General features: G+C 72.8%; 29 protein-coding genes. 17 read left to right on the top strand and 12 right to left on the bottom strand.

What is annotated here, in order from left to right; translation table 11 throughout:
- Positions 1-26 precede the first annotated feature (26 nt).
- From ABZ930_RS06810 to ABZ930_RS06800, 3 genes are all read left to right on the top strand, one after another.
- Entirely contained in the window at positions 27-1,391 is a 1,365-nt protein-coding gene (locus tag ABZ930_RS06810; protein ID WP_361542606.1) for an FAD-dependent oxidoreductase, read from the top strand.
- An 852-nt stretch (positions 1,392-2,243) separates the two neighbouring features.
- On the top strand, positions 2,244-2,825 hold the full coding sequence (locus tag ABZ930_RS06805) for a carbonic anhydrase (protein ID WP_361542603.1): 582 nt from the start codon (positions 2,244-2,246) through the stop codon (positions 2,823-2,825).
- Between the two features lie 8 nt (positions 2,826-2,833).
- On the top strand, positions 2,834-4,288 hold the full coding sequence (locus ABZ930_RS06800; protein WP_361542600.1) for a SulP family inorganic anion transporter: 1,455 nt from the start codon (positions 2,834-2,836) through the stop codon (positions 4,286-4,288).
- A 103-nt stretch (positions 4,289-4,391) separates the two neighbouring features.
- Here the strand turns inward: ABZ930_RS06800 and ABZ930_RS06795 are convergent, their stop codons facing one another.
- From ABZ930_RS06795 to ABZ930_RS06755, 9 genes are all read right to left on the bottom strand, one after another.
- Positions 4,392-5,162, bottom strand: a complete 771-nt coding sequence (locus ABZ930_RS06795) for an NPP1 family protein (RefSeq protein ID WP_361542597.1) — start codon at positions 5,160-5,162, stop codon at positions 4,392-4,394.
- Between the two features lie 117 nt (positions 5,163-5,279).
- Positions 5,280-5,711, bottom strand: a complete 432-nt coding sequence (locus ABZ930_RS06790; RefSeq protein WP_361542594.1) for a hypothetical protein — start codon at positions 5,709-5,711, stop codon at positions 5,280-5,282.
- A 167-nt stretch (positions 5,712-5,878) separates the two neighbouring features.
- Positions 5,879-6,943 (bottom strand): maleylacetate reductase, encoded by a 1,065-nt coding sequence (locus ABZ930_RS06785; protein WP_361542591.1) that lies wholly within the window; start codon positions 6,941-6,943, stop codon positions 5,879-5,881.
- Positions 6,944-7,053: 110 nt separating this feature from the next.
- Positions 7,054-7,992 (bottom strand): dioxygenase, encoded by a 939-nt coding sequence (locus ABZ930_RS06780; protein WP_361542588.1) that lies wholly within the window; start codon positions 7,990-7,992, stop codon positions 7,054-7,056.
- 120 nt (positions 7,993-8,112) lie between these two features.
- A complete protein-coding gene (locus ABZ930_RS06775; RefSeq protein ID WP_361542585.1) occupies positions 8,113-8,826 on the bottom strand; it encodes a hypothetical protein in 714 nt (237 codons plus the stop codon).
- A gap of 77 nt (positions 8,827-8,903) precedes the next feature.
- Positions 8,904-10,055, bottom strand: coding sequence for a S1 family peptidase (locus ABZ930_RS06770; RefSeq protein WP_361542582.1), 1,152 nt, complete (start codon positions 10,053-10,055; stop codon positions 8,904-8,906).
- 164 nt (positions 10,056-10,219) lie between these two features.
- Positions 10,220-10,690 carry an HIT domain-containing protein gene (locus tag ABZ930_RS06765; protein WP_361542579.1) on the bottom strand — a complete coding sequence of 157 codons (471 nt, stop codon included), beginning with the start codon at positions 10,688-10,690 and terminating at the stop codon, positions 10,220-10,222.
- 77 nt (positions 10,691-10,767) lie between these two features.
- Positions 10,768-11,637, bottom strand: a complete 870-nt coding sequence (locus ABZ930_RS06760) for a Cof-type HAD-IIB family hydrolase (protein WP_361542576.1) — start codon at positions 11,635-11,637, stop codon at positions 10,768-10,770.
- Positions 11,638-11,663: 26 nt separating this feature from the next.
- Positions 11,664-12,815: an ROK family transcriptional regulator gene (locus ABZ930_RS06755; RefSeq protein WP_361542574.1), complete on the bottom strand. Its 1,152-nt coding sequence runs from the start codon at positions 12,813-12,815 to the stop codon at positions 11,664-11,666.
- Positions 12,816-12,928: 113 nt separating this feature from the next.
- On the opposite strand from ABZ930_RS06755, the gene ABZ930_RS06750 reads away from it, so the two are divergent.
- The 5 genes from ABZ930_RS06750 (at position 12,929) to ABZ930_RS06730 (ending at position 16,753) form a co-directional block, all read left to right on the top strand.
- Positions 12,929-13,738, top strand: a complete 810-nt coding sequence (locus ABZ930_RS06750) for an alpha/beta fold hydrolase (RefSeq protein WP_361542571.1) — start codon at positions 12,929-12,931, stop codon at positions 13,736-13,738.
- Positions 13,735-14,514 (top strand): IclR family transcriptional regulator, encoded by a 780-nt coding sequence (locus ABZ930_RS06745; protein ID WP_361542568.1) that lies wholly within the window; start codon positions 13,735-13,737, stop codon positions 14,512-14,514. Before ABZ930_RS06750 ends, ABZ930_RS06745 begins: the two co-directional genes overlap by 4 nt.
- A gap of 93 nt (positions 14,515-14,607) precedes the next feature.
- Positions 14,608-15,642 carry an aromatic ring-hydroxylating dioxygenase subunit alpha gene (locus ABZ930_RS06740; protein WP_361542564.1) on the top strand — a complete coding sequence of 345 codons (1,035 nt, stop codon included), beginning with the start codon at positions 14,608-14,610 and terminating at the stop codon, positions 15,640-15,642.
- Positions 15,639-15,848 carry a hypothetical protein gene (locus ABZ930_RS06735; RefSeq protein ID WP_361542561.1) on the top strand — a complete coding sequence of 70 codons (210 nt, stop codon included), beginning with the start codon at positions 15,639-15,641 and terminating at the stop codon, positions 15,846-15,848. The genes ABZ930_RS06740 and ABZ930_RS06735 overlap by 4 nt, the downstream gene beginning before the upstream one ends.
- Positions 15,836-16,753, top strand: coding sequence for a PDR/VanB family oxidoreductase (locus tag ABZ930_RS06730; RefSeq protein WP_361542558.1), 918 nt, complete (start codon positions 15,836-15,838; stop codon positions 16,751-16,753). Before ABZ930_RS06735 ends, ABZ930_RS06730 begins: the two co-directional genes overlap by 13 nt.
- A gap of 80 nt (positions 16,754-16,833) precedes the next feature.
- Here the strand turns inward: ABZ930_RS06730 and ABZ930_RS06725 are convergent, their stop codons facing one another.
- Positions 16,834-17,043 (bottom strand): hypothetical protein, encoded by a 210-nt coding sequence (locus ABZ930_RS06725; protein ID WP_361542555.1) that lies wholly within the window; start codon positions 17,041-17,043, stop codon positions 16,834-16,836.
- Positions 17,044-17,279: 236 nt separating this feature from the next.
- Here ABZ930_RS06725 and ABZ930_RS06720 point away from each other — a divergent pair, with 236 nt between their 5' ends.
- From ABZ930_RS06720 to ABZ930_RS06695, 6 genes are all read left to right on the top strand, one after another.
- Positions 17,280-17,441 carry a hypothetical protein gene (locus ABZ930_RS06720; protein ID WP_361542553.1) on the top strand — a complete coding sequence of 54 codons (162 nt, stop codon included), beginning with the start codon at positions 17,280-17,282 and terminating at the stop codon, positions 17,439-17,441.
- 174 nt (positions 17,442-17,615) lie between these two features.
- Positions 17,616-18,494 (top strand): SGNH/GDSL hydrolase family protein, encoded by an 879-nt coding sequence (locus tag ABZ930_RS06715; protein WP_361542551.1) that lies wholly within the window; start codon positions 17,616-17,618, stop codon positions 18,492-18,494.
- Positions 18,495-18,594: 100 nt separating this feature from the next.
- Positions 18,595-20,187, top strand: coding sequence for a penicillin-binding transpeptidase domain-containing protein (locus ABZ930_RS06710; protein WP_361542548.1), 1,593 nt, complete (start codon positions 18,595-18,597; stop codon positions 20,185-20,187).
- Positions 20,188-20,377: 190 nt separating this feature from the next.
- Complete coding sequence (locus tag ABZ930_RS06705) at positions 20,378-22,618, top strand: FUSC family protein (RefSeq protein ID WP_361542545.1); 2,241 nt, start codon at positions 20,378-20,380, stop codon at positions 22,616-22,618.
- Between the two features lie 98 nt (positions 22,619-22,716).
- Positions 22,717-23,328: a sulfite oxidase-like oxidoreductase gene (locus ABZ930_RS06700; RefSeq protein ID WP_361542542.1), complete on the top strand. Its 612-nt coding sequence runs from the start codon at positions 22,717-22,719 to the stop codon at positions 23,326-23,328.
- Positions 23,321-24,064 carry a ferredoxin reductase gene (locus ABZ930_RS06695; protein ID WP_361542539.1) on the top strand — a complete coding sequence of 248 codons (744 nt, stop codon included), beginning with the start codon at positions 23,321-23,323 and terminating at the stop codon, positions 24,062-24,064. The genes ABZ930_RS06700 and ABZ930_RS06695 overlap by 8 nt, the downstream gene beginning before the upstream one ends.
- A gap of 81 nt (positions 24,065-24,145) precedes the next feature.
- Here ABZ930_RS06695 and ABZ930_RS06690 read toward each other — a convergent pair whose 3' ends face one another.
- Positions 24,146-24,637 (bottom strand): peptidylprolyl isomerase, encoded by a 492-nt coding sequence (locus ABZ930_RS06690; protein WP_111664444.1) that lies wholly within the window; start codon positions 24,635-24,637, stop codon positions 24,146-24,148.
- 102 nt (positions 24,638-24,739) lie between these two features.
- Positions 24,740-25,201 (bottom strand): DUF4188 domain-containing protein, encoded by a 462-nt coding sequence (locus tag ABZ930_RS06685; RefSeq protein ID WP_361542535.1) that lies wholly within the window; start codon positions 25,199-25,201, stop codon positions 24,740-24,742.
- 86 nt (positions 25,202-25,287) lie between these two features.
- Between ABZ930_RS06685 and ABZ930_RS06680 the strand changes: the two genes are divergently transcribed.
- The 3 genes from ABZ930_RS06680 (at position 25,288) to ABZ930_RS06670 (ending at position 26,770) form a co-directional block, all read left to right on the top strand.
- A complete protein-coding gene (locus tag ABZ930_RS06680) occupies positions 25,288-25,929 on the top strand; it encodes a MerR family transcriptional regulator (RefSeq protein ID WP_361542532.1) in 642 nt (213 codons plus the stop codon).
- A 76-nt stretch (positions 25,930-26,005) separates the two neighbouring features.
- The gene (locus ABZ930_RS06675; protein WP_361542529.1) at positions 26,006-26,287 is read left to right on the top strand and encodes a zinc-ribbon domain-containing protein; all 282 of its coding nucleotides are present in this window, start codon (positions 26,006-26,008) and stop codon (positions 26,285-26,287) included.
- A gap of 33 nt (positions 26,288-26,320) precedes the next feature.
- On the top strand, positions 26,321-26,770 hold the full coding sequence (locus ABZ930_RS06670; protein WP_361542526.1) for a hypothetical protein: 450 nt from the start codon (positions 26,321-26,323) through the stop codon (positions 26,768-26,770).
- Positions 26,771-26,892: the final 122 nt, after the last annotated feature.

The following is a 26,892-nucleotide window of genomic DNA, read 5'->3' as shown; positions in this document are numbered from 1 at the left end:
CCGCCCCACTCGAAGGGAACCTCACCATGCCTCGCCCTCTGCGGGTCGCCATCGTCGGCGCCGGCCCGGCCGGTATCTACGCCGCTGACGCGCTGCTGAAGTCCGCGACGGCCGTCGAACCCGGGGTGTCCATCGACCTCTTCGAGCGCATGCCGGCCCCCTTCGGCCTGATCCGCTACGGCGTGGCTCCCGACCACCCCCGGATCAAGGGCATCGTCACCGCCCTGCACCAGGTCCTCGACAAGCCGCAGATCCGTCTGTTCGGCAACGTCGACTACCCGCGTGACATCGACCTCGACACGCTGCGGTCGTTCTACGACGCGGTGATCTTCTCCACCGGCGCGACCGCCGACCGGGCGCTCGGGATTCCGGGGATCGAGCTGGACGGTTCCTACGGTGCGGCGGACTTCGTCTCCTGGTACGACGGGCACCCCGACGTGCCCAGGACCTGGCCGCTGGAGGCCGAGAAGGTCGCCGTGCTCGGCGTCGGCAACGTCGCGCTCGACGTCGCCCGCATCCTGGCCAAGACCGCCGACGAGCTGCTGCCGACCGAGATCCCGGCGAACGTGTACGACGGGCTCAAGGCCAGCCGGGCCAAGGAGATCCACGTGTTCGGGCGGCGCGGTCCCGCGCAGGCGAAGTTCAGCCCCATGGAGCTGCGCGAGCTGGACCACTCCCCCAACATCGAGGTCATCGTCAACCCCGAGGACATCGACTACGACGAGGGCTCCATCGCCACCCGGCGGGGCAACAAGCAGGCCGACATGGTCGCCAAGACGCTGGAGAACTGGGCGATCCGCGACATCGGCGAGCGGCCGCACAAGCTCTTCCTGCACTTCTTCGAGTCGCCGAGCGAGATCCTCGGCGAGGACGGCCGGGTCGTCGGTCTGCGCACGGAGCGCACGGAGCTCGACGGCACGGGCAACGTCAAGGGCACCGGCACGCACACCGACTGGGACGTCTCGGCGGTCTACCGCGCGGTCGGCTACCTCTCCGACGAACTGCCCAAGCTGCCCTGGGACGTGGCCTCGGGCACCGTCCCCGACGAGGCCGGCCGGGTCATCGAGGACAGCGGCGACCACCTGGCGTCCACGTACGTCACCGGCTGGATCCGGCGTGGCCCGATCGGCCTGATCGGTCACACCAAGGGCGACGCCAACGAGACCGTGGGCAGCCTCCTGGAGGACTTCGCCGCCGGGCGGCTGCACGCCCCGGCGTCCCCGGCGCCGGAGGCCGTCGACGCGCACCTCGGCGACCGCGGTGTCCGCTACACGACGTGGGAGGGCTGGCACCGGCTCGACGCCGCGGAGCGGGCCCTCGGCGAGCCGCAGGGCCGCGAGCGCGTGAAGCTCGTCGAGCGCCACGAGATGCTCGACGCCAGCGGCGCCTGACCGTCACCCGCGAGGAGGGGCCGCGTCGACCACGACGCGGCCCCTCCTGCTGTCCCGGCGCGCCCTGGAGGGGGGCGCAGACGCTTCGGTTCACCGGTTGCCTGAGTCAGGCATATACAGAGGGTCTGTGCCTGATCGCCGTCAGCGCCTAAAATGCTTCCTGTACCTCCGTTTCGGCGGCTACGCGCATATGCCGTACGGAGGTTGAGGCCCCCAGTCCCAGGGCCGCGCCCAGAACGGCCGGAGCGGCGTCCTACGCCGACACGCTGCCCGGCCCGCCGTCCTCGTCGACCAGCCCGGGATGTCTCCCGCACCTCCCGGCTCCGTCGAGGGCGAGGTGCGCGCCGTGCCCGGGAGGGGAGCCCCGGTGCCGCGCACGGGCGGCCGTCGCCGGCGCGGGCCCTCGGGCCCCCGGCGGCGGCCGCTGCCGAACGAAGCGAACATCCGTCTGAACCGTCGCTCGCCACGGTGCTGTTCACGCCAAACGAACCACGGTTTCCACGCATCCTCAGCTCCGCAACCTCGTGTTAACCCCACGATCGCCATTGCACAGCTAACCTGCTTCTTGACCATCAGTTGACCATCTGTTGGTATTCCCTTGATCCATAGAGAGCGGGAGCGGGAGCGCGCGTTCCGAGGTGAGGGGTCGCGTGGGGGACATACCGCCGCGCGCCGTCGCGCCGTCGCAGTCGCGGCACGCCGTCACGCACCTGTTCGCTCCCGCACACAAGTCCGAGCACAGCGGGGCACACCCTGCCCCGAGAGGCCCCCGCCCCCGACCGCGACAGAGCTGTCGCACCCTGTCCTGCAAGCCCGACGCGCTCCCCACAGCGCGCCAGGAGGAATCAACGCATGCAGCCCCTCATCGACAACGCCCGCACGTTCGGAAGGCGCCCTGAGGAGTTCGCCCGGCTCGCCGACGGCCAGTCCCCGCAGGTTCTGTTCATCACCTGCTCCGACTCGCGCGTCGTGCCCGCCCTGATCACGGGCGCCCGCCCCGGTGAGCTCTTCGAGCTCCGCACCGCGGGCAACATCGTGCCCGCCCACGCCTCCGACCGTCCGTGCGGCGAGACCGCCACCATCGAGTACGCCGTCCAGGTGCTCGGGGTCCGGGACATCGTCGTCTGCGGGCACTCGCACTGCGGCGCCGTCGGCGCCCTGGTGCGCGGCGACGACCTCGACGCCGTACCCGCCGTGCGCGACTGGCTCGCCCACGCCGCGGACGCGCCGTCCGCCGCCGACCCGGCCGACCCGACCGTCGCCGAAGCCGTGCAGCGGCACGTGCTCACCCAGCTGCTCCGGCTGCGCTCCTACCCGTGTGTCGAGCGGCGGCTCACGGAAGGGCGGCTGCGGCTGCACGGCTGGTACTACGAAGTGCACACGGGAAGGGTGCACGAACACCGCGCCGCCACCGACTCGTTCGAGGCTCTGTGAGTGCCCTGATGACCAAATACCCTCACTTCAAGCAGGACTTCACCGCCTCACTCGTCGTCTTCCTCGTCGCCCTCCCCCTGTGCGTGGGTGTGGCGGTGGCCTCCGGTGTGCCCGCCGAACTCGGCCTGGTCACGGGCATCGTCGGCGGCATCGTCACCGGCCTGATGCGCGGCAGCAGCCTCCAGGTGTCCGGCCCCGCGGCCGGGTTGACCGTGCTCGTCTACGAGGCGGTGCGGGAGTTCGGCCTTCCCGGGCTCGGGGTCGTGGTGCTCGCCACCGGGCTGCTGCAGATCGGCATGGGCGCGCTCAAGCTGGGGCGCTACTTCCGGGCCATCTCGGTCTCGGTGGTGGAAGGGATGCTGGCCGGCATCGGGCTCGTGCTCATCGCCGGTCAGCTGTACTCGATATTCGCGGCGGAGGCGCCCGAGTCGGGGATCGGCAAGGTGGCCGGGCTGCCCGGCGCGTTCGTCGACGCGCTCGGGAGCACCCGCTCGATCGCCTCACTGGCCCTGGGCGCCGGCACCGTCGCCGTCCTGGTGCTGTGGAAGCACCTGCCGCGGCGGGTGCGTGTGGTGCCCGGGCCACTGGCCGCGGTGGGCCTCGCGGTCATCGCGGTCCTCGTCCTCGACCTGCGGGTGGCCACCGTCGAGGTCAGCGGGCTCGTGGAGTCCGTGCAGCCGCCGTCCCTCGACACCTTCACCGGCATCGCCGGCCTGAGTCTGGCCGGGACCATCGTCGCGTTCACCCTGATCGCCTCCGCCGAGTCGCTGTTCAGCGCGGCGGCCGTGGACCGTATGCACGACGGCCCCCGGACCTCGTACGACAAGGAGTTGCTGGCGCAGGGCGCGGGCAACACGGTGTGCGGCGTGCTCGGCGCGCCGCCGATGACGGCGGTGATCGTGCGCAGCGCCGCCAATGTCCAGGCCGGTGCCCGCACCAAGGCGTCGCGGGTCCTGCACGGCGTGTGGCTGCTGCTGTTCGCGGCGCTGCTGCCCGCCGCGCTGGCCTACATCCCGGTCCCTGCGCTCGCGGGTGTGCTCGTGCACGCCGGGGCGAAGCTCATTCCCGTACGGACCGTGGTGGGTCTGTGGCGCGAGCAGCGCGGGGAGGTGCTGATCCTGGCGGTCACGGCGGTGTCGATCGTCTCGGTCAGCATGTTCGAGGGCGTGCTGGTGGGTGTGGCGCTGTCCGTCGTGAAGACGGCGTGGGACGCCTCCCAGGTGAAGCTGGAGGTGGTGGACAAGGGGGCGGGCCCGGTGCAGGCACACCTGTCGGGGAACGCGACGTTCCTGCGGCTGCCGAAGATCCTCGACAGCCTGGAGGCGCTCCCCCACGACCGGCCCGTCGAGGTGGATCTGTCGGGACTGCACCATCTCGACCACGCCTGCCGGACGGCGCTGGAGAGCTGGGCCCAGCGGCACAGCTCCCCCGATACGGAACCGGTGAAGGTCACGTCGGCCTGAATCGACCCGATCCGGTTCCCGGCCCGACCGCCGTGCGCCTCCACGGCGGTCGGGCCTCACCGCTGTCCGACGGCGGTGTCGGTCGGTCGTCCGGAACGGCCGCTCAGGCGTTGACGTCGAACGGAACGCCGTCGGGGAGGGCGGCGGCCAGGTGGCTCGCGAAGGAGGCGTCCTTCAGGCCGAAGGTGGCGCTGCCGAAGTCGTGGGCGCTCAGGGCGTCGCGCAGGCCGGGCGGATAGCCGTTCCAGCCGACGAGGGTGGGGTACTGCCAGGTGCCACGGTGGTTCTCCGGGGGCTCGTCGCCGACGGTCGCGGCGCGGAAGCAATGGGTGCCGATGCCGTCCTTGTGGTAGACGATCTTGGGGTGGGTGCCGTCCCAGCGGATCTGGTCGCGGGTGTGGACGACGAAGTCGCCGTGGGCGGAGGTGGCGACGTACTGGGCGGTGCCGTCCTTCACCCAGACGACGACGTGTTCCCAGTCGTGGCGGTGGCCGCCGAGGCCGCTGCCGGGCACCGCCTGGTCCTTCTCGAAGTAGAGGCCGTACATGACGGCGCACCAGCCGTTGTTGCACTTGGCGCGGGCGTAGCCGTTGGTGTTGGCGAGGTCCTCGGCGTCGCGGCACTGGCCGTTGAGGGCGCCGCTGGGGTTGAGTCCGCCGTTGAGGGTCCCGTCGGCGCCGATGGCTGGTGTCGGGTAGCAGCCGTCGGTGTCGTAGTCGAACGCGGGCTGGAACGTGGCCTCCGTGCCGTCCGCGTTGCCGGGCAGGGCGCCGGGCGGGGCGGCCACGGCGCTGCCGGCGAGGGCGAGGACCAGGGCGAGGGCGCCTCCGGTGACGACGGACGCTCTGCGCAGGGTCCGGGTGGGCTTCACCATGCTCTCCTGTCACTGCGATGGGGGGATGACGCATGCAGGGAGTGTCATGCCCCTGTCGAGTACAGGAGATTCGGGCCGTCCGCGCGGAAGTTGGCCGGGGTGCGTGCCGGGCCGGGGTCAGCCCGCGAGGCCCTGCGGCTGGGGGTGGCCGGTGAGGGCGCGGACGAAGGCGTCCTCGGCCTCCGCGCTGAAGAACCCCCGGATGCCGCGCAGGAGTTGGAGCGCGGTGCGCACCCCGGCCGGCAGCGGTCCGTACATGGCGGCCGCGAGCGCCGGATGCTTGTCGGGGGCCGTGCGCGCCGCCTCGAGGTGGAAGTGGGCCTGGGCGAGATCGCCGCTGCCCGCGTGGCGCACCGCGCAGGTCACGTCGCGGGAGGCGCTGCGCGACACTTCGAGCAGCGACTGGATCCCGCTCAGGTTGCGCTCGTCGACGGGGGCGGGGAGCGTGGCCCATTCGCGGACGGCGGCGCTGAGGTGGCCGTCGGCCCGGTCGAGGATCTTGGCTATGGCGGACAGCCGCCCCGCTTCGAGATGAGTCTGAGGTGTCATGCCGAGTCCTTTCATCCCCCCAGCGGTAGTGACGTGTCTCCAGCGGTATCACCCGGGTCGGCCGCGGCGAAGCCCCTTCAAGGGGGCGCACCGCATGCGCAGAGAGAGAGCCTCCGGCGCATGGGGGGAGAATTGAGGCACAGAGCGGCGCACGTGCGCCGCTCTGACTAGAAGGCTGCTTCGAGGAGCCCTTCGACCGAATCTGCGGTCACCGGGCGGGGGTTGGGGTGGGGCGCGGCCGCGACACGTTCGGCGATCGCGCGCAGTCCGTCGTGCGGGACGCCGAGGTCGGCGAGCGTGGTCGGGCCGTCGTAGGAGCGGGCGAGGCGGGCGACGGCCGCCACCGGGTCGGCGCCGCCGGTGGCGCGGGACAGCCGGGCGGCGGCGTGCGGGGCGGACGGCAGGTTGAAGGATAGGACGTGCGGCAGGAGCAGCGCGTGCAGGGCCGCGTGGGGCAGGTCGTAGGTGCCGCCGAGGGCGTGGGCGAGTTGATGGTGCAGGCCCATGCGGGTTCCCGCGAGGCAGAGTCCGGCGAGCCAGGCGCTCGACTGGAGGTGCCCGCGGTGGCCCGGGTGCGCGGGCGCGTCGAGCACTCGGGGCAGGGCGGTGAGCAGGCCCTCGGCGGCCTCGGTGGCCAGCGCGTCGGTCACGGGAGTGGCGTCCGGCGCCCACAGGGCCTCCACGGCGTGGGCGAGGGCGTTGAGGGCGCTGGTGAGGGTGAGGCCCGGCGGCAGGGTCAGGGTCAGTTCGGGGTCGTAGACGATCGTGCCCGGCGCGATGGCGGCCGCGCGGCGGGTGGTCTTCACGCCGTTCTCGGTCTCGCCGAGAACGGGGGTCGCCTCCGAGCCGGCGTAGGTGGTGGGGACGGCGATCTGCGGGATGCCGGTGCGTACGGAGAGGGCCTTGGCGAGGCCGACGGCGGAACCGCCGCCGAGCGCCACGACGGCGTCGGCGGACACCTCGTCCACCAGGCGCAGCGCGTCGGCCGTGACCGCGACCGGGGTGTGTGCCGCCGGACGGCCGAAGCGGGCGGCGAGGCGCGGGCCGAGGGCGTCCGCGAGTTCACCGGCGGGTGCGGCGGCGGACGGGGTGGAGACGAGCAGGACGCTCCGGGCGCCGAGGCGTTCGCACTCGTCGGGGACGCAGTGGCGGGCGCCCGCGCCGAGGAGGACGCGGGCGGGCAACGTCTCGTGGACGGTCACGTCCGGGGATTCCGCGGGGTGGTCGGTCATGGCTCCGTTCTCCGGGATGTCGTCTGTGTCGTCGGCGCGCGTGCCCCGTGGCTCCGTGGCGCGTTCGGCTGTCGGCGGGGGCGCGCACGGTGACCGGGGGCGCACGGCTGTCAGGCGTCGCGCCGGACCGTGACCGGGAAGTCGACGTGCCGGAACGGGTTCGGCAGGCCGTGCGCGGCCGCCCGCTCGGGGTCGTCGACCTCGGCGAAGTCGCGGACCAGGCTCTCCTTGACGCCGAAGACCGCGTCGGAGTCCAAGTAGGGCGACCCGGCGACGAACAGATGGGTGGTCAGGGTGCGGGTCGCGGGCGAGGTCACTGCGACGTGGATGTGGGCGGCCCGGTAGCTGTGCCGCCCGGTGGCCCGGAGCAGTCCGCCCACGGGGCCGTCGGTGGGGATCGGGTAGTGGCGCGGCACGATGGTGCGGAACCAGAACCGGCCGTCGTCGTCGGCGGTGAACAGCCCGCGCAGATTGCGGTCGGGGACCTCGCCGGGGCGCTGCACGTCGTAGTAGCCGTCGGCGTCGGCCTGCCACACGTCGACGCGTGCGCCCGCGACGGGGGTGCCGTCGGCGTCCGTGACCCGGCCGGTGACCAGGCACGCCTCGCCTCCGGCTGCCGCCTCGTCGATGGTGTCGCCGAGGGCGCGCGGCGGTGAGCCGACCATGTGGAAGGGGCCTTCCACGGTCGATTCGGTGACCTGGCCGCGGGCCGGATGGGCCAGGGTCTCCACGAGCATGGAGAGCCCGAGCACATCGGACAGCATGATGAACTCCTGCCGGGTGTCGTCGCAGGTGTGGCCGGTCTCGGTGAGGAAGCGGATTCCCGCGGCCCATTCGTCGACGGTGAGGTCCACGTCCTTGGCGAACGCGTGCAGGTGGTGCACGAGGGAATCGAGGATCTCGCGCAGCCGGGGGTCGGGGGTGCGGGCGAAGCTGTCGGCGACGATCTCGGCGGAGCGTTCCGCGCTGAACAGCGACGCGGGCGCCGGCGTGCCGGGCTGTGGGTCGCTCTGGGCGTGGGTCCCGGCGTCGGTCTGGTGGGTGGTCATGATGCTCCTGCCCGGCTCGGTCGGGTGGGTGTCACCGCCCATCACATCACCGACGGAGCCAACTCCTCGGCACTCCGACCCAGTTGGCGGAGCGCGGGGCGTCGGCCGTGGCGCCGGCGTTCAGGGCTTGAGCCAGATCCGGAGCGGGCCGACGGCCGCGAAGCCGTGGCGCAGGGCTGCCGTCAGGTCGTCGCCGTGTTCGTAGCCGACGACGGGCAGGCCCGGGCAGAGGTGGTGGGCGGCGGCCAGGGCGCACCGCCAGGCGGTGTCCGGCTCCGTGTCGCGGGAGAAGACGTTGGAGACACCGACCGCGTCGGCGCCCTCGCTGAGCACGGCGCCCGCCGACACCCGCCCGCGCGTGTCGCGTCCGGCGATCACGTGGACGCCGGGCGTGTCGAGGAGTTCGGCCCGGAAGACGTCCGCGTCGCCGTTCCCGTCGTCCCAGGCGAGGGCCCAGGCCCGCAGGGTGTCCGGGTCCCGCACCTCGTCCCAGGCCGGGGCCGGGCCCGGCGTGGGCGCGGCGGCCGGACGGTGGATCCAGCGGGCCGCGAACAGCACCTCGAACCCGGCGCCGGTCAGGTCGAGATCGCCGAAGCTGTCCTTGACGGTGGCGCCCGGCGCCGCGGTGTCGATCCGCGCCACGAGCGCGGCGGGATCCGCGCCGGGCGCCAGGGTCACCGCGTCGGGGTAGTACGGGGGCGTGCGGACCGGGGCCGCCCAGGCGTCGTCGGTGAACATGCCGGTGACTCCGTGGGTGCGGCTCATCGCGGCGCACCACAGGGCGTTGTTGCGAGCGGCCGCGTGGGCCGGTGACTGCTGCGGGACCGTCGTCATGAACGGTGATCATGGTCGGTTCGGGGCGCCGGCGCCAGTGGATTCGGACCGGCGCCGGCGCCCCTCCCGGACGCGCGTCAGGCCGTGTGCAGGGTCAGGCCGTAGCGGTTCAGGATCTCGTTGATCGGCTGGTACCAGGTCTCGCCGCCGCCGGTGCAGTTGCCCCAGCCGCCGGAGGTGACGCCCTGGGCCTGGTCACCGCTGATGAACGAGCCGCCCGAGTCGCCGGGTTCGGCGCACACGTTCGTCTTGGTCATCTGGCGCACGGCGCCCTGGCTGTAGTTGACGGTCTCGTTCTTGGCGAGAACGGTGCCGCAGTGCCAGTGCGAGGTGGAGCCGGAGCGGCAGATCGAGGCGCCGATCGGCGCCTCGTTCGAGCCGCGTACGAGCTGGTCGGAGACCGTGCCCCAGCCGAGCACCACGGGCACCGTCCACCAGCCGCTGCCGACGTTGACCCAGGCGTAGTCGTTGTCGGGGAACGACGAGCCCTGGATGTTGCCGACGTAGCTGCCGTCCCAGCCGTTGACGCCCTGTCCGGCGCCGCCGCAGTGGCCCGCCGTGACGAAGCCGCCCTGCACCGAGAAGCCTATGGAGCAGCGGACGTTGCCGGTGTAGAAGGGGTCGCCGCCGACGGTGCCCGCGGCGAGGGTGGAGGGTGCGTGGTCGGTGGTCTCGACCTTCAGGGAGCCGCCTGCTGCGCGGGCCCGTGCGAGAAAGCTCTTGACATCGTTGTCGCCCTGTCGGCCTGCGACGACGTCCACGACGACGCTGTTGGCCCGCCAGTCGACGCGCCAACTGGCCACGCCGGACGGGGCCTTGAGGTCGTCGATGCGCGCTTTGGCGGTGTCGAGCTGCCGGGCGCTGCGGGCGACGAGTTCCACGTCGGCTCCGGTGGCCCGTACGGCGTCGGCCTTGGCGCGGTCCGCCAGGGCGACGGTCAGCCGGCCGTCGCGCGCGGTGAACCAGGATCCGGCGTAGCCGGATCCGGCGGCCCGGCGCGCCTGCCGTTCGGTGGCGGCGGCCTTCTTCTCGGTGGCCAGTCGCGTCTCGGCCTGGCCACGGGTGAGGCCGAAATCGTGCTGCATGGCGGCGAGTACGCCGTCGGACGCGGGGGGCTGGGCGGTGGCGGTGGCGGCCGGGACGAATCCTGCCGTCGCACAGGCCCCCGTGACGACGAGGGCGGAGAGGACGGTGCGCAGGGAGGTGGTGCGTCGTCTCGTACGTCTCATGGTGCGACCCTTCGTTGTTCCAGTGGTGTGGGGGTGGAACCGAACGGAACAGCACGGCACGCGCTGGGAGCGCTCCCTTCGGGTGCCGGTGGCGCAGCCTAGCGAGGGATCATGGACAGGTCCATGCCAATCGAGGGGCGCGATCCGGCCATGGTCGTCGGCGCTCAGAGATGGGCGCGCAGCGCGAGGGCGATCTCGTCCGCCTGCGCCGCGGTGACCCGCTCGCGCTTCGGCCGGTGCAGCAACTCGAAGACGCCGGGCCCTCGTCGGGCCGCGGGCAGTTCCGTGGCGCGGGGCACCACGTGGAAGTGGACATGGGCGAAGCCGTCGGCCTCCGCGAACTGGGCGACGTACGTCTTGGCGCAGCCCGTGACAGCGCGCAGGGCCCGCGAGGCGCCCACCTGCCAGCCGCCCAGGGTCGCCGCCTCGGTGTCGCTGAGTTCGTGCACCGCGGTCACATGGCGCCGGGGCAGCAGGACGAGCCAGCCGGGCAGCGCGCTGGTGAAGGAGTGGGCGACGCGCCAGTGGGCGTCGTGGGCGACGAGCTCGCGCGGCGGCAGGTCGTCGAACCGGGCTTCGTTCGCGCAGGCGTAGCAGGCGGCGCGTGCGGGCGTCACGGGCGGCAGCGAGGTCATGGGGCCACGGTCCCGTATCGCGCGGATCCCGCGTAGAGGGCCTTCGAGCGTCGCCGGCCGCCCGCGGACCGCTCCGGTCAGTGCCGCGCAGGCAGACCGAGGACGGCGCGCACGGTGCGGACGACGCCGTTGTCGGTGTGCGCGGGGGCGCGGTGGCGGGCGCGGCGCAGTACGTCGGGGTGCGCGCCCTCCATCGCGTACGACCAGTCGGCGGCGTCCAGCATCTCCAGGTCGTTGAGGTAGTCGCCGAAGACCATGGTCTGGGCGGGCGTGATGCCGAGTTCGCGCTGGAGGCGGCGGACGGCGACGCCCTTGTTCGCGCTGAGGTTCATGACGTCGACCCAGTGCTCCCCGGAGACGACGACCTGGTGCGTGTCCTTGAGTGCGGCGAGGGCCGGGGCGACGGTCCGCTCCGCGAGGCCGAAGTCGAAGACGGCGACCTTGATGACGTCGTCGTCGACGGCCGTGATGTCGTCGACGACGCGGTGGTTGCGGTAGTACTTGCGCACCTCGGTCATGAAGGCCTCGTCGGAGCGCTCCACGTATGCGGACCGCTTGCCGCAGACGACGACGCCCAGGTCCGCGCCCGTGCCGCCGTCCTCGTCGACCAGTTGACGTATCGACTTGACGATCCAGGAGACCACCGCCGGGTCGAGCACGTCGGAGGTGAGTTCGGTGCCGCCGCGCACGACGTAGGTCCCGTTCTCCGCGACGTAGACCATGCCGCCGTCGTCCACGGCGGCGAACTGGGCGGCGAGCGTGGCGTACTGGCGTCCGCTGGCCGGGCAGAAGACGATGCCGCGCCGGTCCAGCTCCGCGAGGAGCGGCCACACCTCGTCCGGTACGCGCCCGTCGGCGTCGAGGAGCGTGCCGTCCATGTCGGTGACGACGAGACGGATGTCGGGCGGGGTGGCGGGACGGGCGGTCTGCTCTTGCTGCGTGGTCACGGTGGTTCCTGGTTCGAAGGGGGTGGTCAGGTGGTGAGGGCCGGGTGGGCCGAGTGGACGACGAGGGCGCGCAGGCGGTCCACGGCGTGGGCGCGGGCGCCGGTCAGTTCGGGGGCGGGCAGGCCTGCCGCGCGGACCGGGACGGGGCGTGGGCCGTGGCGGAAGCGGTCGTCAAGCGCGGGTACCAGTGCGGGGCCCCAGCCGCCGCCGACGACCACCGTGCGGGGGTCGGCGAAGGCCACGGCCGCCGCGACGACGGCGCCGATCGCGTCGGCGAGGGCCGTGCGGACGGCCCGGTCGCCGGGCGCGGTGAGCCGGGCGCGCAGTGCGGCGACGTCGATCGCCGTGGAACCCGGCCGGCGCAGGCCGAGCGCGGCGAACACTTCGGTGAGCGGCAGGGCGCCGCCGCCCGGGCCCGGGACGTACAGGTGGGCGATCTCGCCGGCGAAGCCGTGGTCGCCGCGGCGCACTTCGCCGTCGCAGACGACGGCGCCGCCGAGTCCTTCGCCGAGGTGCAGGTAGACGAAGTCGTCGACGCCCCGGGCGCAGCCCTCGGCACGCTCGGCGCGGGCCGCCCAGTTGACGTCGTTGTCGACGAGGACGGTTCCGTCGCCGCCGACGTAGGGGGCGAGGACGTCCGGCGGGTCGAGGTCGCCGACGAGGAACGGCGCGTCGGGCAGGTGCGCGAGACGGCCCGTGCCCCGGTCGACGGGGTCCGCGGCGCTGACGACGGCGGTGCGCAGCCGTCCCCCGGCGCGCCCGGCGAGGCGTCGCACGGCCGAGTCCAGGGCGTCGCCCGCGGCCTGCCGGCCCGCGTCCCGCGCGAGCGCCGTCTCCTCGCGCGCCCGCACGCGGCCGAGGGCGTCGACGGCCTCGGCGGTGACCCCGCGCGGGGTGATGCCGACGACGAGCGCGGCTCCCAGCCCGGGGGCGAGGCCGTAGTACGCGCCGACCCGGCCGCGTCCCGTGGTGCGCTCCCCCGTGTCGACGACCAGGTCCGCGGCGACGAGCCGCCGCACGCTGTCGGAGATCGTGGGCCGGGAGATGCCGGTACGGGCGGCGATCTCGGCCCGGGTGAGGCGGTGCTCGGACATCAGGCACCGCAGCACGTTCTCGTCGGTGAGCGCGCGCAGCATCTCGAGCGAGGGGCGCGGCATCGGGGGTGACGACGAGGTCATGTCACCAGTCTAGTCACTTCAGTAAGGAGTCCTTCCCAAATCGGTCCGGCCTCTTGATCGGGTGGATCGGCGCACCGTACGGTCCGGACACCCGACCCGATCAGGAGAGTGCGATGGCCCGGCTCACGGTGGACGGCGCTGTTCTGCGCCACGACGATCTCGGCCCCGGGGACGGGACGCCCGTCGTGCTCGTGCACGGGCACCCCTTCAACCGGAGCCTGTGGGCCCCCCAGGCCGGCGCCCTGACCGCCGCCGGGTTCCGGGTGCTCGTCCCTGACCTTCGCGGATACGGGGAGAGCGAGGTCGCCGAGGGCAAGGTCCTGCTGTCCCGGTTCGCCGACGACGTGCTCGCGCTGCTCGATCACGCGGGCGTGGAGCGGGCGGTGCTCGGCGGGGTCTCCATGGGCGGCCAGATCGCGATGGAGTTCCACCGGCGCCATCCGCGGCGGACGTCCGCGCTGGTGCTGTCCGACACCTCGGCGCCCGCCGAGACACCGGAGGGCAAGGAGCACCGGGCCCGGCTCGCGGACCGGCTGCTCGCCGAGGGGATGGCCGGGTACGCCGACGAGGTCATCGACAAGATGCTCGCCGCCTACAACGTCACGGCGCTGCCACGGGTCGCCGCCGATGTGCTCGCCATGATGCGGGCCACCGATCCGCGGGGCGCCGCCGCGGCGCTGCGCGGGCGCGCCGAGCGGCCCGACTACCGGGAGTCGCTGGCGGCGGCCCGGGTGCCGGCCCTGGTCGTGGTCGGCGCCGACGACGTGTACACGCCGGTCGCCGAGGCCGAGGCGATCGCCCGGCTGATCCCCGACGCGACGCTCGCGGTGATCGAGGGGGCCGGACACCTGCCGGGCGCCGAGCAGCCGGCCCGGTTCAACGCCGTGCTCCTGGACTTCCTGCGCTCCCGCGTGTCCCCGTGACGCGGACGGCGCCGGACCGGCTGCTCGACGTGCTCGGCGCGTTCGACCAGGACCATCCGGACCTCACCCTCACCGAACTGGCCCACCGCGCCGGGCTGCCGCTCGCCACCGCGCACCGGCTCGTCGGCGCGCTCGCCGGCTGGGGCGCCCTGGAGCGGGACGAGGCCGGCCGCTATCACGTGGGGCTGCGGCTGTGGGAGCTGGCGGCACTCGCCCCGCGCGGACTCGGGCTGCGGCAGGCGGCGCTGCCGTTCCTCGAGGACCTGTACGAGGCGACGCACGAGAACGTGCATCTCGCGGTCCGAGACGGCCGGGACGTCGTCTACATCGAGCGGCTGTCCGGGCGCAGCGCGGTGGGCGTCCACTCGCGGGTCGGCGCGCGCTGGCCGTTGCACGCCACGGGCGTGGGGCTCGTCCTGCTCGCGCACGGGGAGCGTGATCTTCAGGAGGGGTACGCGGCCGAGGGCCTCGCCGCGTTCACTCCGTACACGGTGACCGAGCCGGGGCGGCTGCGCGGGATGCTCGCCGAGGTGCGGCGCTCCGGGATCGCGGTGAGCGACCGTCAGATCACCGACGACGCGCTGTCGGTGGCGGCTCCGGTGCGCGGGCCGCGCGGTGACGTGGTCGCGGCGGTCTCCGTCGTGGTGCCGGTCGCGGGCGCCCGGACACCCGCGCTCGTCCCGGCGCTGCGGCTGGCCGGGCGGGGCATATCGCGTGCCCTGGGCTGGCAGCCGGACACCGGCCGCGGCCCGGCCGCGCCTCCGGCTTCCGTCTGACGGAAGGGGCGTTGTCGGGGTGTGGCCCGCGTCACCACTCTGGTGGGCGAAGCGCGGCACCGTGGCCGCGCGGTGACAGGAGGGACGCCTGCCATGACGACCGCCCGCCCGAACCCGCCGGCCGGCCCGGCCTTCGCCCGCGACCAGTGGTACGTCGCCGCCTGGTCGTCGGAGGTCGGCCGCGAGCTCCTCGGCCGCACCGTCCTCGGTGAACCCCTCGCGCTGTACCGCACGGAGGCCGGTGAGCCGGTGGTGCTCGCCGACCGGTGCGTGCACCGCCGCTTCCCGCTCTCCGCGAGCGGGCTCGACGGCGACCGGGTCGTCTGCGGGTACCACGGGTTCACGTACGACACGACCGGCACCTGCGTCTTCGTGCCGGGACAGAAACGCATCCCGCGTACCGCGCGCGTGAGTTCGTACCCGGTGACCGAGGTGGACGGCATGGTGTGGGTGTGGATCGGCGACTCCGCGCTCGCCGATCCCGGCGCCGTGCCGCGCGCCCCGCATCTGGTCGCCGACGGCTGGGTCACGGTGCGGGGCATGGAACCCATCGACGCCGACTACGGACTCCTCGTCGACAATCTCCTCGATCTCTCGCACGAGACGTATCTGCACGGCGGGTACATCGGCACGCCGGAGGTCGCCGAGACGCCCATCACGACGGAGGTGGACGAGGCCGCCGGCATCGTGCGCGTCTCACGGCACATGACGGACGCCGCCTGCCCGCCGTTCTACGCCCGGTCGACCGGGATCGAGGGGCGCATCCAGCGGCTCCAGGACATCGAGTACCACGCGCCGTGCCTGTATCTCCTGCACAGCCGCATCAGCCCGGCGGGCCAAGACTCCCCCGCCTTCCTGACCGAGATCACCTACGCGATCACCCCGTCCGCGCCAGGCAAGGTCTACGACTTCTGGGCGGTCTCCAGGAACTTCGCGGTCGACGACGAGGACGTCACCACCTTCCTGCGGGACTTCAACCACACGGTGGTCATGCAGGACGTCGACGCGCTGAACCTGCTGCAGCGCGCGCTGGACTCCGAGCCCGCCGGGTACCAGGAGTTGAGCATCAACATCGACACCGGCGGCCTCGCCGCCCGCCGCATCCTCGCCCGGCTGGCCGCCGGATGAGCGGCGAGACCGTGGCCGCCGGCGTCTACCGCGTCGACTGGCTCCCCGGCACCGACCTGCTCAGCGGCGTCTGCCACTGCGGCGCGCGTCACGAGGCCGAGGACCCGGTCGCCCTGTGGGAGTGGATGCTCGCGCACCCGGACCACCCCGGAGCCGCCGATCTCCGTACCGACACCGACAAGGACCCCGCACCGTGGACGAGTTGACCGATCTAGTCGTCGCCGAGCGCCGCCCGGAGGCCACCGGCGTCGTCTCCCTGACGCTGCGTCGCCCCGACGGCGCGGCACTGCCCGCGTGGGAGCCGGGCGCCCACATCGATCTGGTGCTGGGCGAGGGCCTGGAGCGGCAGTACTCCTTGTGCGGCGGGGACGCGTCGTCCTGGCGGATCGCGGTGCTGCGGGAACCGGCCGGTCGGGGCGGATCCGCCTACGTACACGACGAGTTGACTCCGGGTCGGCACATCCGCGCCCGTGGCCCGCGCAACCACTTCCGGCTCGAAGCGGCACCGGCGTACCGGTTCGTGGCGGGCGGCATCGGCATCACACCGATCCTGCCGATGCTGGCGGCGGCCGACGCGCCCTGGACGCTCTCCTACGGCGGCCGTTCACGCTCCTCGATGGCGTTCACCGGGGAGCTGACCGCGCGGTATCCCGCCGAGCGGGTCCGGTTCCAGGAGGGGCCGCTGGATCTGCCGCCCCTGCTCGCCGGTCTGCGGCCCGGCGAACTCGTCTACGCGTGCGGGCCCGAGTCCCTTCTCGCCGCGGTGGAAGCCCTGGTACCGGCCGGATCCCTGCGCACCGAGCGCTTCACGCCGGTGGCCGCACCGGCCGGGTACGGCGACGAGAGCTTCGAGGTCGAACTGGCCCGCTCGGGGCGTACGCTGACGGTCCCCGCGGGCCGATCGATCCTCACCACGCTGCGGGACGCCGGCGTGGACGTCCTCTACTCCTGCGCGGAGGGCACCTGCGGCACCTGCGAGACGGACGTGCTCGCGGGCGAGGTCGACCACCGCGACGGTGTGCTCACCGCGCAGGAGCGGGCCGGGAACGAGACGCTGATGGTGTGCGTGTCCCGCGCGGCGAGGGGAGGCCGGCTCACGCTCGATCTGTGAACCCCGCGCGTTGCGTGGACCGTGCGGCCCGAACCCGTCGGCCCGCGCCCCGCATCCGCGGGGCGCGGGCCGCCACCTGGTCAGTTACCCCAGTTGGAGATGCTGGTGGACAGCTGGTTCATCACGTTGGCGATGCCCTCGCCGAAGGGCGTGGGGGCGATGAGGACACCGAGGACGAGAGCGACCAGCATCACGAAGAACGTGTCGACCCGCTTTCTCGGGGCGACGGGGCGTCGCAGCAGGAAGAAGGCGATGATGCCCAGCAAGACGGCGACGTCGATCGTGATCATGTGACGGCCCTCCCCGTGTGGACTACCGAGCGCCGACCCCCTCCCCCTTGTGTAGTCCGCCTCTCCGCGCGCTGTCCCCGCCGCGGTCAGGGTTGGCCCGAAGCGGTCAGCGCGCCCTGGAGCGGGCCCCGCGTCCAACCCGACCCCGGTTGACGGGGCTCGACCGGGGCGTCGTAGGGTCCCCTTTTGTCCGTAGCGCAGGTCCTCCTGCACCCCATCCACCTGGAGTTTTCGTCGTGCCCGCACCGTCCACCGCCCCGGCCCCGATCTACGACCAGCTGGTCGACGAGCAGGGCGACGTCCTGGCCGTCGCCCGTGAAGCGGCGCAGGAGACCGAGCGCACCGCCGAGAACGTGCTCGACTTCGGCCACGCGCCCGAGGCGGCGCCGGGCGACTGAGCCGCGGGCCGGACCCACCACGCCCACCGGCCCCCGCCGCCCCTGGTCACGACCCCGTGCACACCTATTGACTCGTTTTCGAACTCGTCGGTAGCTTCAAGAGGCAGCGCGCTGAAATCCCCTGTCTCATACGGAACTTGGCCATGAGCCGATCCGGTTTCGAAGGAGCTGCAGATGGTGATTCGCGCGTTCCGGGGCGGACGTGTCGCGGCAGTGGCGGTGGCGTCCGGCGCGGCCCTCGTCGGGCTTGCCGCGCCCGCACAGGCCACTGATCAACCCCTTCCCTATGTGGCGCTCGGCGACAGCTACAGCGCGGCCTCCGGCGTCCTGCCGCTCGATCCGTCCGCGTCCCCGCTGTGCGCCCGCTCCACCAAGAACTACCCGCATGTGATCGCGGAGCGCACCGGCGCCGCGCTCAAGGACGTGACCTGCGGCGGAGCGCAGACCAAGGACTTCGCCGGCGCCCAGTACCCGGGCGTCGCGCCGCAGCTGGACGCGCTGGGCGCGGACACCCGGCTGGTGACCCTGACCATCGGCGGCAACGACAACAACACCTTCATCAGCACGATCCTCACGTGCGCCGGCGCCGGGGTGCTCTCCGCCGGTCAGGGCAGCCCGTGCAAGGACCAGAACGGCACCAGGTTCAGCGACGACATCGACGCCAAGACGTATCCGGCGGTGAAGACCGCGCTCCAGGCGGTGCGGAACAAGGCGCCGCAAGCGCGCGTCGCGATCCTCGGCTACCCGTGGATCATGCCGGCGAAGGCGCAGCCGGGCTGCTTCGCGAAGATGCCGATCGCCACCGGTGACGTGCCGTACGTGCGGGACATCCAGACCCACCTCAACACCGCGGTGCGGCGGGCCGCGGCCGAGACGGGCGCCACCTACGTCGATCTGGCCCAGGCGTCCGAGGGCCACGACGCGTGTCGGGCGAGCGGCACCCGCTGGGTCGAGCCCGCGCTGTTCGGCACCAACTTCGTACCGGTGCATCCGAACGCGCTCGGCGAATCCGCCATGGCCGATCTCACGATGGCCGCTGTCGGCCTGGGGTGATCCCGCACCCCTGAACGGCTCATTCCGCCAGGGAAGCGCCCCCGGGACCTGCCTACGGTGAGCCCTCAGGATCTCGAGGCTTCGGCAGTGCGGAGGACCCGTGGGCGACGAGCGGCAGGGCACCGGCGGGAAACGCGGTCTGTGGATCGGCGGCGCCGTGGCCGTCGTCGCCCTCGGAGCGGGTGGCTGGGCGCTCACGGCGGCGGGCGATCCGGCTCCCCGGACCGGCCCGCTGTCGGCGTCGGAGATCCGCGGCGCCGCCGACGGGTTCCTCGACGCCTGGGCCGACGGCGACGCGGAGCGGGCCGCGGACCGCACGGACGACGCGACGGCCGCCGGCCGGGCGCTGCGCGACTACCGGGACCGCGGTCACCTCACCCCCGTACGCCTCACGGCCGGCACCCCCGAGGGCGCCCGCGTCCCCTTCTCGGTGCGCGCCCGGTTCTCGTACGAGGGCGGCCGCGCACCGGTGACGTACGACTCCGGGCTCACCGTGGTGCGGCGGGCCGGGGACGGGAAGCCCGTCGTGGCCTGGCGACCGGCCGTGCTGCATCCCCGGCTGGGCGACGGCGCGCGGTTCGCGGTGCGGGAGACGAGCCCCGCGCGCGTCGAAGCCCTCGACCGGAGCGGCGAGCCCCTCGACACGCGTGCCTTCCCCTCGCTCGCCCACGTGATGGACGGGCTGCGCGGCGGCTACGTCGGCAAGGCGGGCGGCCGGCCGGGGGTCGAGCTGCGGACGGGGCCCGGCGGTCAGGTGCTGGCGTCCGTGCCGCAAGGGGCGCCCGGGCGGGTGCGGACCACGATCGACCCGCGCGTCCAGAAGGCGGCCGAGCGGGAGGTGGCGCTGCGCCCGGACGCCTCGCTGGTGGTGCTGAAGCCGTCGACCGGCGAGATCCTGGCCGTCGCGGGATCCGGCGACAAGGGCCCGGACACGGCGTTGCGCGGGCGGCTCGCGCCGGGCTCGACGATGAAGATGATCACGGCGTCGCTGCTCCTGGAGAAGAAGCTCGCCGACCCCGACAAGCCGCACCCGTGCCCGAAGAACGCTTCGTACGGCGGCTGGAAGTTCCACAACGTCGACGACTTCGACATCGTCGGCGGTACGTTCCGCAGCAGTTTCGCGGCGTCCTGCAACACCGCCTTCATCACGCAGGCGGGCAAGATCGCCGACGACGCGCTGTCCCGGCAGGCCCGGGACGTGTTCGGGATCGGGGAGCGGTGGTCGGCGGGTGTCGAAGTGTTCGCCGGAGCGGTCCCGGTCGAGCACGCCGCGTCGAAGGCGGCCTCGATGATCGGACAGGGCGAGGTGCGGATGAACCCGCTGACGATGGCGTCGGTGGTGTCCACGGCGCGGACCGGGCGGTTCCGGCAGCCCTACCTCGTCGCCCCGGACGTCGACCACCGCACGCTGGCCACGGCGCACCGTCCGCTCGATCCGGCCGCGCACGCGCAACTGCGTGATCTTCTGCACACGACGGCGACCTCCGGTTCGGCGTCCGGCTCCATGGCGGGGCTCACCGGCGACATCGGAGCGAAGACCGGGTCGGCCGAGGTCATCGGGCAGAAGAAGCCCAACGGCTGGTTCGCCGCCTGGCACGGCGATCTCGCCGCGGCCGCCGTGATGCGGCGCGGTGGGCGGGGCGGCGAGTCGTCGGGGCCGCTCGTGGCGGCCGTCCTCAAGTCCGCGCAGTAGGCCGCCGGGCATCTCGCCGGGCCCACGCTCAATTCGGCGGCGGGCCCGTCGAGTTCAGGACCGTGACCGCCGCACCCCGCCGACCTCCCGATTCCGCCGGCCCCGAGCCGGGCCGTGCGCACGTCAGAGCCGCGCGCGCGGGCTCGTATGCTCGGGGGACGAACGCCGGATCGATCTTGGAGTGACGCAGGTGGCGCGACGGCCGACCCTGACCGCGACGTGGGACCGCTTCGTGGCCTCCGACCCCGGGCTGCTGCGGCTGACGGCCGGAGTGCGCACCGTGGCGGCGATCGGGCTCACGCTCGGCGTGCTCGCCCTGCTCGGCACGGACGTGACCCACATGGTCGCGGGCGCGATGGCGTCGATGGTCGCCACCTTCGCGATCCGCGAGAAGACCGTGCGCGGGCAGGCGGCGACCCTCGCGCTCGGGCTGCCGACCGCCCTCGTGGCGATGACGCTGGGCGCGCTGCTGCACAGCCTGGTCGTCGTGGGGGACGCGTTCTTCGTCGCCCTCATCGTCGGCGCGGTCTACAGCCGCAGGTTCGGCGACCGGGGCACGGCGCTCGGCCTGATCGGTTTCCAGGTGTACTTCGTGTCCCTGTTCGTGAACGCGTCGGTGGATCAACTGCCGGTCCTCTTCGGCACTTTGGCGATCGCGTTCGCCTGCAGCGCCGTGGCCCGGTTCGCGCTGGTGCCGGAGACCCCGCAGCGGGTGCTCGGGCGGCTGCGCGACGCGTTCCGGGCACGGCTCGCGCAGCTCGTGGACGCCCAGACACAGCTGCTCGACGCGCCGCCCGGCGACCTGGACGACGTCCTCGACGATCTGCGCCGGCACACCGCGCGGCTGCACGAGACCGCGCTGATGATCCAGGGCCGGCTGGAGGACGGCACCCGCGACGACGCCGCGGCCGCGCTCATCCAGCGCCGTGTCGCCGACGCCGAGGTGGCCGCCGAACGCCTCGGCATGCTGCTGCTCACCGCCCGCAGCGCGGAGCGCGCCGACACCCTGACGCTGCATCTGCCGGGCGCCCCGGTGCCCGCCACCGGGAAGCTGCTGCGCGCCGAGGACGAGTCCACCACGCTGCTCCGCCGCGACCTGGGCGCGCTGCGCCTGATGGTGGCCCGTCCCGCCGAGGCCAACCGCGGCACGGCCGTCGCCCACGTCCGCAACCGGCTGCTCGGCTACCGCGACGAGGAGTCCATACCGCCCGGCACGACCCTCGCGGTGCAGGACGTCTTCCGCGGCATCGGTGAGGCGGCCCGCTCCGTCCTGGGTCTGCGGCTCGCGCTCGACGGACCGCAGGACGAGTCGGACGACTCCCCCGCGACGACGCGCTCGCGCGAGGAGTTCGACGCCGAGGACGTGTCCATCACGAGCGCCGAGAAGGACGAGACACCGGAGCCTTCGGGTTTCCAGCGGCCCACCACGCGGGCCGCGTTCCAGGTCGGCGTCGGTTCGGCGCTCGCCATCGTCGGCGGCGAGTTCCTGTCCTCGCAGCGCTGGTACTGGGCGGTCCTGACCTGCTGGGTCGTCTTCCTGAACACCGCGTCGACGGGCGAGATCGTCGTGAAGGGGTACCGGCGGCTGCTCGGCACCGTGCTGGGGGTCGTCGCCGGTGTGGCGCTCGCGGGCGCCGTCGGGAACCACACCTGGCTCGCGTTCGTGCTCGTCCTCGTCTGCGTGTTCGCGATGTTCTTCACCGCTCCGCTGTCGTACGCGCTCATGTCGTTCTTCGTGACGGCGATGCTGGGTCTGCTCTACACCCTGCTGAACACCTACAGCCTCGACGTGCTCGTCCTGCGCATCGAGGAGACGGCGCTGGGCGCGGCCTGCGGCATCATCGCGGCGATGCTGGTGCTTCCGGTCCGCACCGACCGGCGCACCGACGAACAGCTCGCCGCCGTCCTGGAGCGGCTCGGCGAGGTCGTGGAGGGCGCCGTGGCGCAGCTCAGCGGAGGGCCCGCCGTCGATCTGCTCGACAAGGCCCGCGACCTCGACACGGCGCTCGACGAGCTGCGGGCGGCGACCCAGCCGCTGACGCACCCGATCACACCGCTGCGCGAGCGCCGGCAGACCGCCCGCTATCTGGTGGCGCTGCTCGAGACCTCCGCGTATCACGCCCGCTCCCTGGCGGCGACGGCCGAGCTCGTCCCGTACAGCAAGCGGATCGGCGCGGATCCGCGGCTGGCGCGCGCGGCGCAGCGCATCGACCACAACATCGACGTCCTGGTCGCGCACGTGAACGAGACGGAGGACACGGGCCGCGTCGAGTCGGGCGCGAGCATCACGGCGATGCTGGAGACCGACGGCCTCGGAATGCCGGCCGCGAACACCGTCACGTTCCGCGTGCTGCGCCATCTTCAGCGGCTCGACGAGGGCATCACGGGTCTGGCCCGGCCGCTGGGCGTGCCGGTGGGTCCGCGCGCGTAGGCCACGGCCGAACGGATGTGCGTCGGAGGGCCCCGGGATGGCAGGGTTGTCCTGCGCACGTGTGCGTGCCACACCCCTCTCGACCTGGAGTTCCCCGCATGACCGTCCCCGCCACCCGCGGCTTCGTGGGGCGCCCCCGCCGACACGATCCGGGACTGCCGCCCGGCCAGTACGACGCGCGCGACGACTGGCCCGTCCTGTCCGCGGAGGTGACGCCGCGGATCGCCGAGCGGGACTGGACCTTCCGCGTCGACGGTCTGGTCGCCGAGGAGCGCACCTGGACCTGGGACGAGGCGCGCGCCCTGCCCCCGTCGGCGTACGAGGGCGACATCCACTGCGTGACCGGCTGGTCCAAGTTCGGGGTGCGCTTCGGCGGCGTCCCGCTGGACGCCTTCCTCGACGCGGTGCGCCCCGACGCCTCGGCCACGCACGTGGTCGCGTACTCCCACACCGGCTACTCGGCGAACCTGCCGCTCGCCGACGTCAGCGGCGGCAGGGCCTGGGTGGCCTTCTCATACGGCGACGAGCCACTGCCGGCCGAGCACGGCGGGCCCGCTCGTCTGCTGGTGCCGCACCTGTACTTCTGGAAGAGCGTGAAGTGGCTCGCGGGCCTGCGGCTGCTCGACCACGACGAGCCCGGCTTCTGGGAGCAGAACGGGTACCACGCGCGGGGCAACCCGTGGGAGGAGCAGCGGTACTCCGGTGACTGAGACGACCTTCACGCCGCCCACCCGGTTCGCCGTGCCCGGGCGGATCGCCGTCGGCCGGCAGACCGCGGCCGCCTGGCAGCGCGCGGAGATCACCGGGATCCGCCGCGAGACGCCCCACGTGTCGACGTTCCGGTTCGCGGTGCCGGGCTGGCAGGGACATCTGCCGGGCCAGCATCTGATCCTGCGGCTGACCGCCGAGGACGGCTACACGGCGCAGCGCCACTACTCGCTCGCCTCGCCGCCGGACGACACCGGGCACATCGAGCTCACCCTCGACCACGTCGACGACGGCGAGGTCTCCGGCCACCTCCACACCGTCGCCCGGGTCGGTGACACGGTGGAGGTCCGCGGCCCGCTCAGCGGCTTCTTCGCGTGGCCGGGCGACCGGCCCGCGCTGCTGATCGGGGCCGGGTCGGGCGTGGTCCCGCTGATGTCGATGCTGCGCCACCACCGGCTGCGGCGGCTGACCGTCCCCTTGCGCCTGTTCGTGTCCGCGCGCACGGCCGAGGACCTGATCTACGGCGCCGAGTACGGGGACGAGACGACGCCGGTGCTGACCCGCGAGGGCGATCGCCGGCGCCTGGCGGCCGACCATCTGGCGCCGTGCTTCACGCGGGGCGCGCCCGCGTGGGAGGCGTACGTGTGCGGCTCCAACGCGTTCGCCGAGCACGCCTCCCGGCTCCTGGTCGACCTCGGTCAGCCGGTGGAGCGGATCCGGATCGAGCGCTTCGGGTAGCCGTTCCGGGCCCCGAACACGGCGGAAGCCGGGAATCCACCGCGCGGTGGGTTCCCGGCTTCCGCCGTCGTGCGTCCTGGATCAGAGCTGGCCGGACTCGGCGATCGTGATCTTCGCGGCGGTGGCACCGCTGCGCGAGCCGAGCGACTCGATCTTCTTCACGAGCTCCATGCCGTCCTCGACCTCGCCGAAGACGACGTGCTTGCCGTCCAGCCAGTCGGTGACGATGGTGGTGATGAAGAACTGCGAGCCGTTCGTGTTCGGGCCGGCGTTGGCCATCGAGAGCAGGCCCGGCTTGGTGTGCTTGAGCTGGAAGTTCTCGTCGGCGAACTTCTCGCCGTAGATGCTCTTGCCACCCGTGCCGTTGCCGGCGGTGAAGTCGCCGCCCTGCAGCATGAACTGCGGGATGACGCGGTGGAAGGACGAGCCGGCGTAGCCGAAGCCCTTCTCGCCCGTGCACAGGGCACGGAAGTTCTCCGCGGTCTTCGGGACGACGTCCTCGAAGAGGTTGAACGTGATCCGCCCGGCGGGCTCGTCGTTGATCGTGATGTCGAAGTAGGTCTTGATTGCCATGGGCCCAATCCTTTCATCACGAGCCCCGAAATGCCGATTCGGGCGGGCGGCGTGGCCGCATCGGTACGGTCCGTAGTGCTCCGGGCGCGCAATGTGGCCGAGTCAGACCGCCAGCCGGTCGCGCGCCTGCACCCCGTCGCCGAGGGGGCGCACGCCGTGCGCCCTGGCGAGTCCGTGCGGGGGCATGTCGGCGTAGATCGTCTCGTAGGAGCCCGCGGGCACGACGTACGTCTCGTGCCACAGACCGACGTGACCACGGCTCCTGCGGGCGTAGCGGTTCATGCGCGCCCACCACGGCTGGTGCCGACGACTCGGTGCGGCGGCGTACGCGAGCAGCTTCTCCTTCGACTCCCAGTACTGGACGACGTAGTACGTGCGTGGGCTCGCGGTGAGGAGGACGTGGTGGAGCAGGCCGAGGCCGCGGTCCCTGCCGAGCTCCCTGAGCATCATGGGCATGGCGCAGAACACCGGGAGCCAGTGGTGCACGGCCCAGAATCGATTGATCCGCATGCCGATCAGGAAGACGACGACGTCGCCCTCCGCATCGGCCGTGGTCCGTCCCATTCGTGGCTTCACGGGCACAACTCCCCCTAGGACTCCCGGTGTTCGCGTGATTGGATAGTGGCACTTCCCAATGGAGGGCACAAGAGATGCGGCTGGCGGAGCTCAGCGAGCGCGGTGGGGTGCCGGTCGGCACGATCAAGTACTACCTGCGGGAAGGGCTGTTGCCGCCGGGGCGGCGGCTCAGCAAGACGCAGGCGGAGTACGGGGAGGCGCATCTGCGGCGGCTCAATCTGGTGCGGGCCCTGATCCAGGTCGGCCGGGTGCCGGTGGCGACCGCGAGGGAGGTGCTCCGGCACGTCGACGACGACTCGCTGGGCACGACCTTCCGGCTCGGCGCGGCGATGTGGTCGCTGCCGCAGCCGCCCGAGGCCCCCGCCGACGATCCGCTGACGGCCGAGGTCACCGAGGCGGTCGACTGGTGTCTCGGGGAGGTGGGCTGGGAGCACGCCCGTGAGATCGGCGCCCTCTCCCCCAGCTACCGCCAGCTGATCACCACCGTCGCCACGGTCGTCCGGCTGGGGTACGCGAGCGATCCCGCGATCCTCCTGGCGTACGCGCGACGGATGGACGAGGTGGCGCGGCTCGACATGGAGCGGCTGGACGACCTGGCGGGGGACGCGGAGAAGGCCGAGCTGGTGGTCGCGGCGGCCCTGCTCTTCGAGCCGGTCCTGCTGGCGCTGCGCCGCCTCGCGCAGGAAGAGCATTCCACCCGCAAGTACGGCTTGTGAGGCGGGTACCGAGGCTGCTTACGATGGCGCGAGGCCCCACGCTCGGCGGCGGCCATCGACCGGGAGGGGACCACCCATGATCATTTTCGGCACGCGCGGTTACGTGTATCAGCTCGCGATGCTCACGCTCGTCTGCGGCGGCTGCGGGAACCCGTCGGCGCACTCGCTGCGCAAGTACATCACGAAGTTCACGCTGTTCTTCGTCCCGCTGTTCCCGATCTCGACGAAGTACCGCACGCAGTGCACGTTCTGCGGCATCGAGCACCAACTGTCCAAGGAGCAGGCGGAGGGCATGCTCGCCACGGCGACGGCCCCGCAGAACCACCCGGCCCAGCAGCCGCACCACCACCAGGGCTAGAGGCGCGGGCGTCCGAGGGGGGAAGGGGCCCGCATGAACGAGACAGCGGTCGGCATATCGGCCGTCGCGTTATTGATCAGCCTGTACTCGATCTTCCGCTCGGTCAGGAACGACCGGCGGGACATCTTTCTCCGGCTGCACGAATCACTGATAGATCCTCAGCTCCAGGCGGGCCGCCGAGTGCTGCACGAGATGCGGGGAGGCGTCGAGAGCCTGACGCCCGAACAGTACGAACTCGCGAACAGGGCACTGGCCGCGCTGGACGTCGCGGGCTTCTACTGCTCCAAGAACTACGTGCGGGAGAAGGACTTCCTGGAGCTCTGGGCACCGACACTGGCCGCGCTCAAGAGGTCCGCGGGCCCCTTCGTCGCGCACCGCGATGCCCAGCGCCCCCGCGCCTTTCCCTCCTGGCCGCACTACCGGCGGCTGACGGACCGGTGCGAGGAGTACGTGCGCGCCCACGGCGAGCGACCCGCCGCCTAGGGACGGAGACCGGGACAGAGAACAGCCCCGCCGCCTCGGCAAGGGGGGAGAAGCGGAGGCGGCGGGGCTCACGCTCGAGCGCCCGGGGGGGGTGGGGCTGCAAGAGCCTGTCCGTTCTCTGG

It is taken from the genome of Streptomyces sp. NPDC046716 (assembly GCF_040645755.1).
GTDB lineage: Bacteria > Actinomycetota > Actinomycetes > Streptomycetales > Streptomycetaceae > Streptomyces.
Note: the sequence above shows the minus strand (reverse complement) of the source record. Positions and strands in the feature narration are given on the sequence as shown.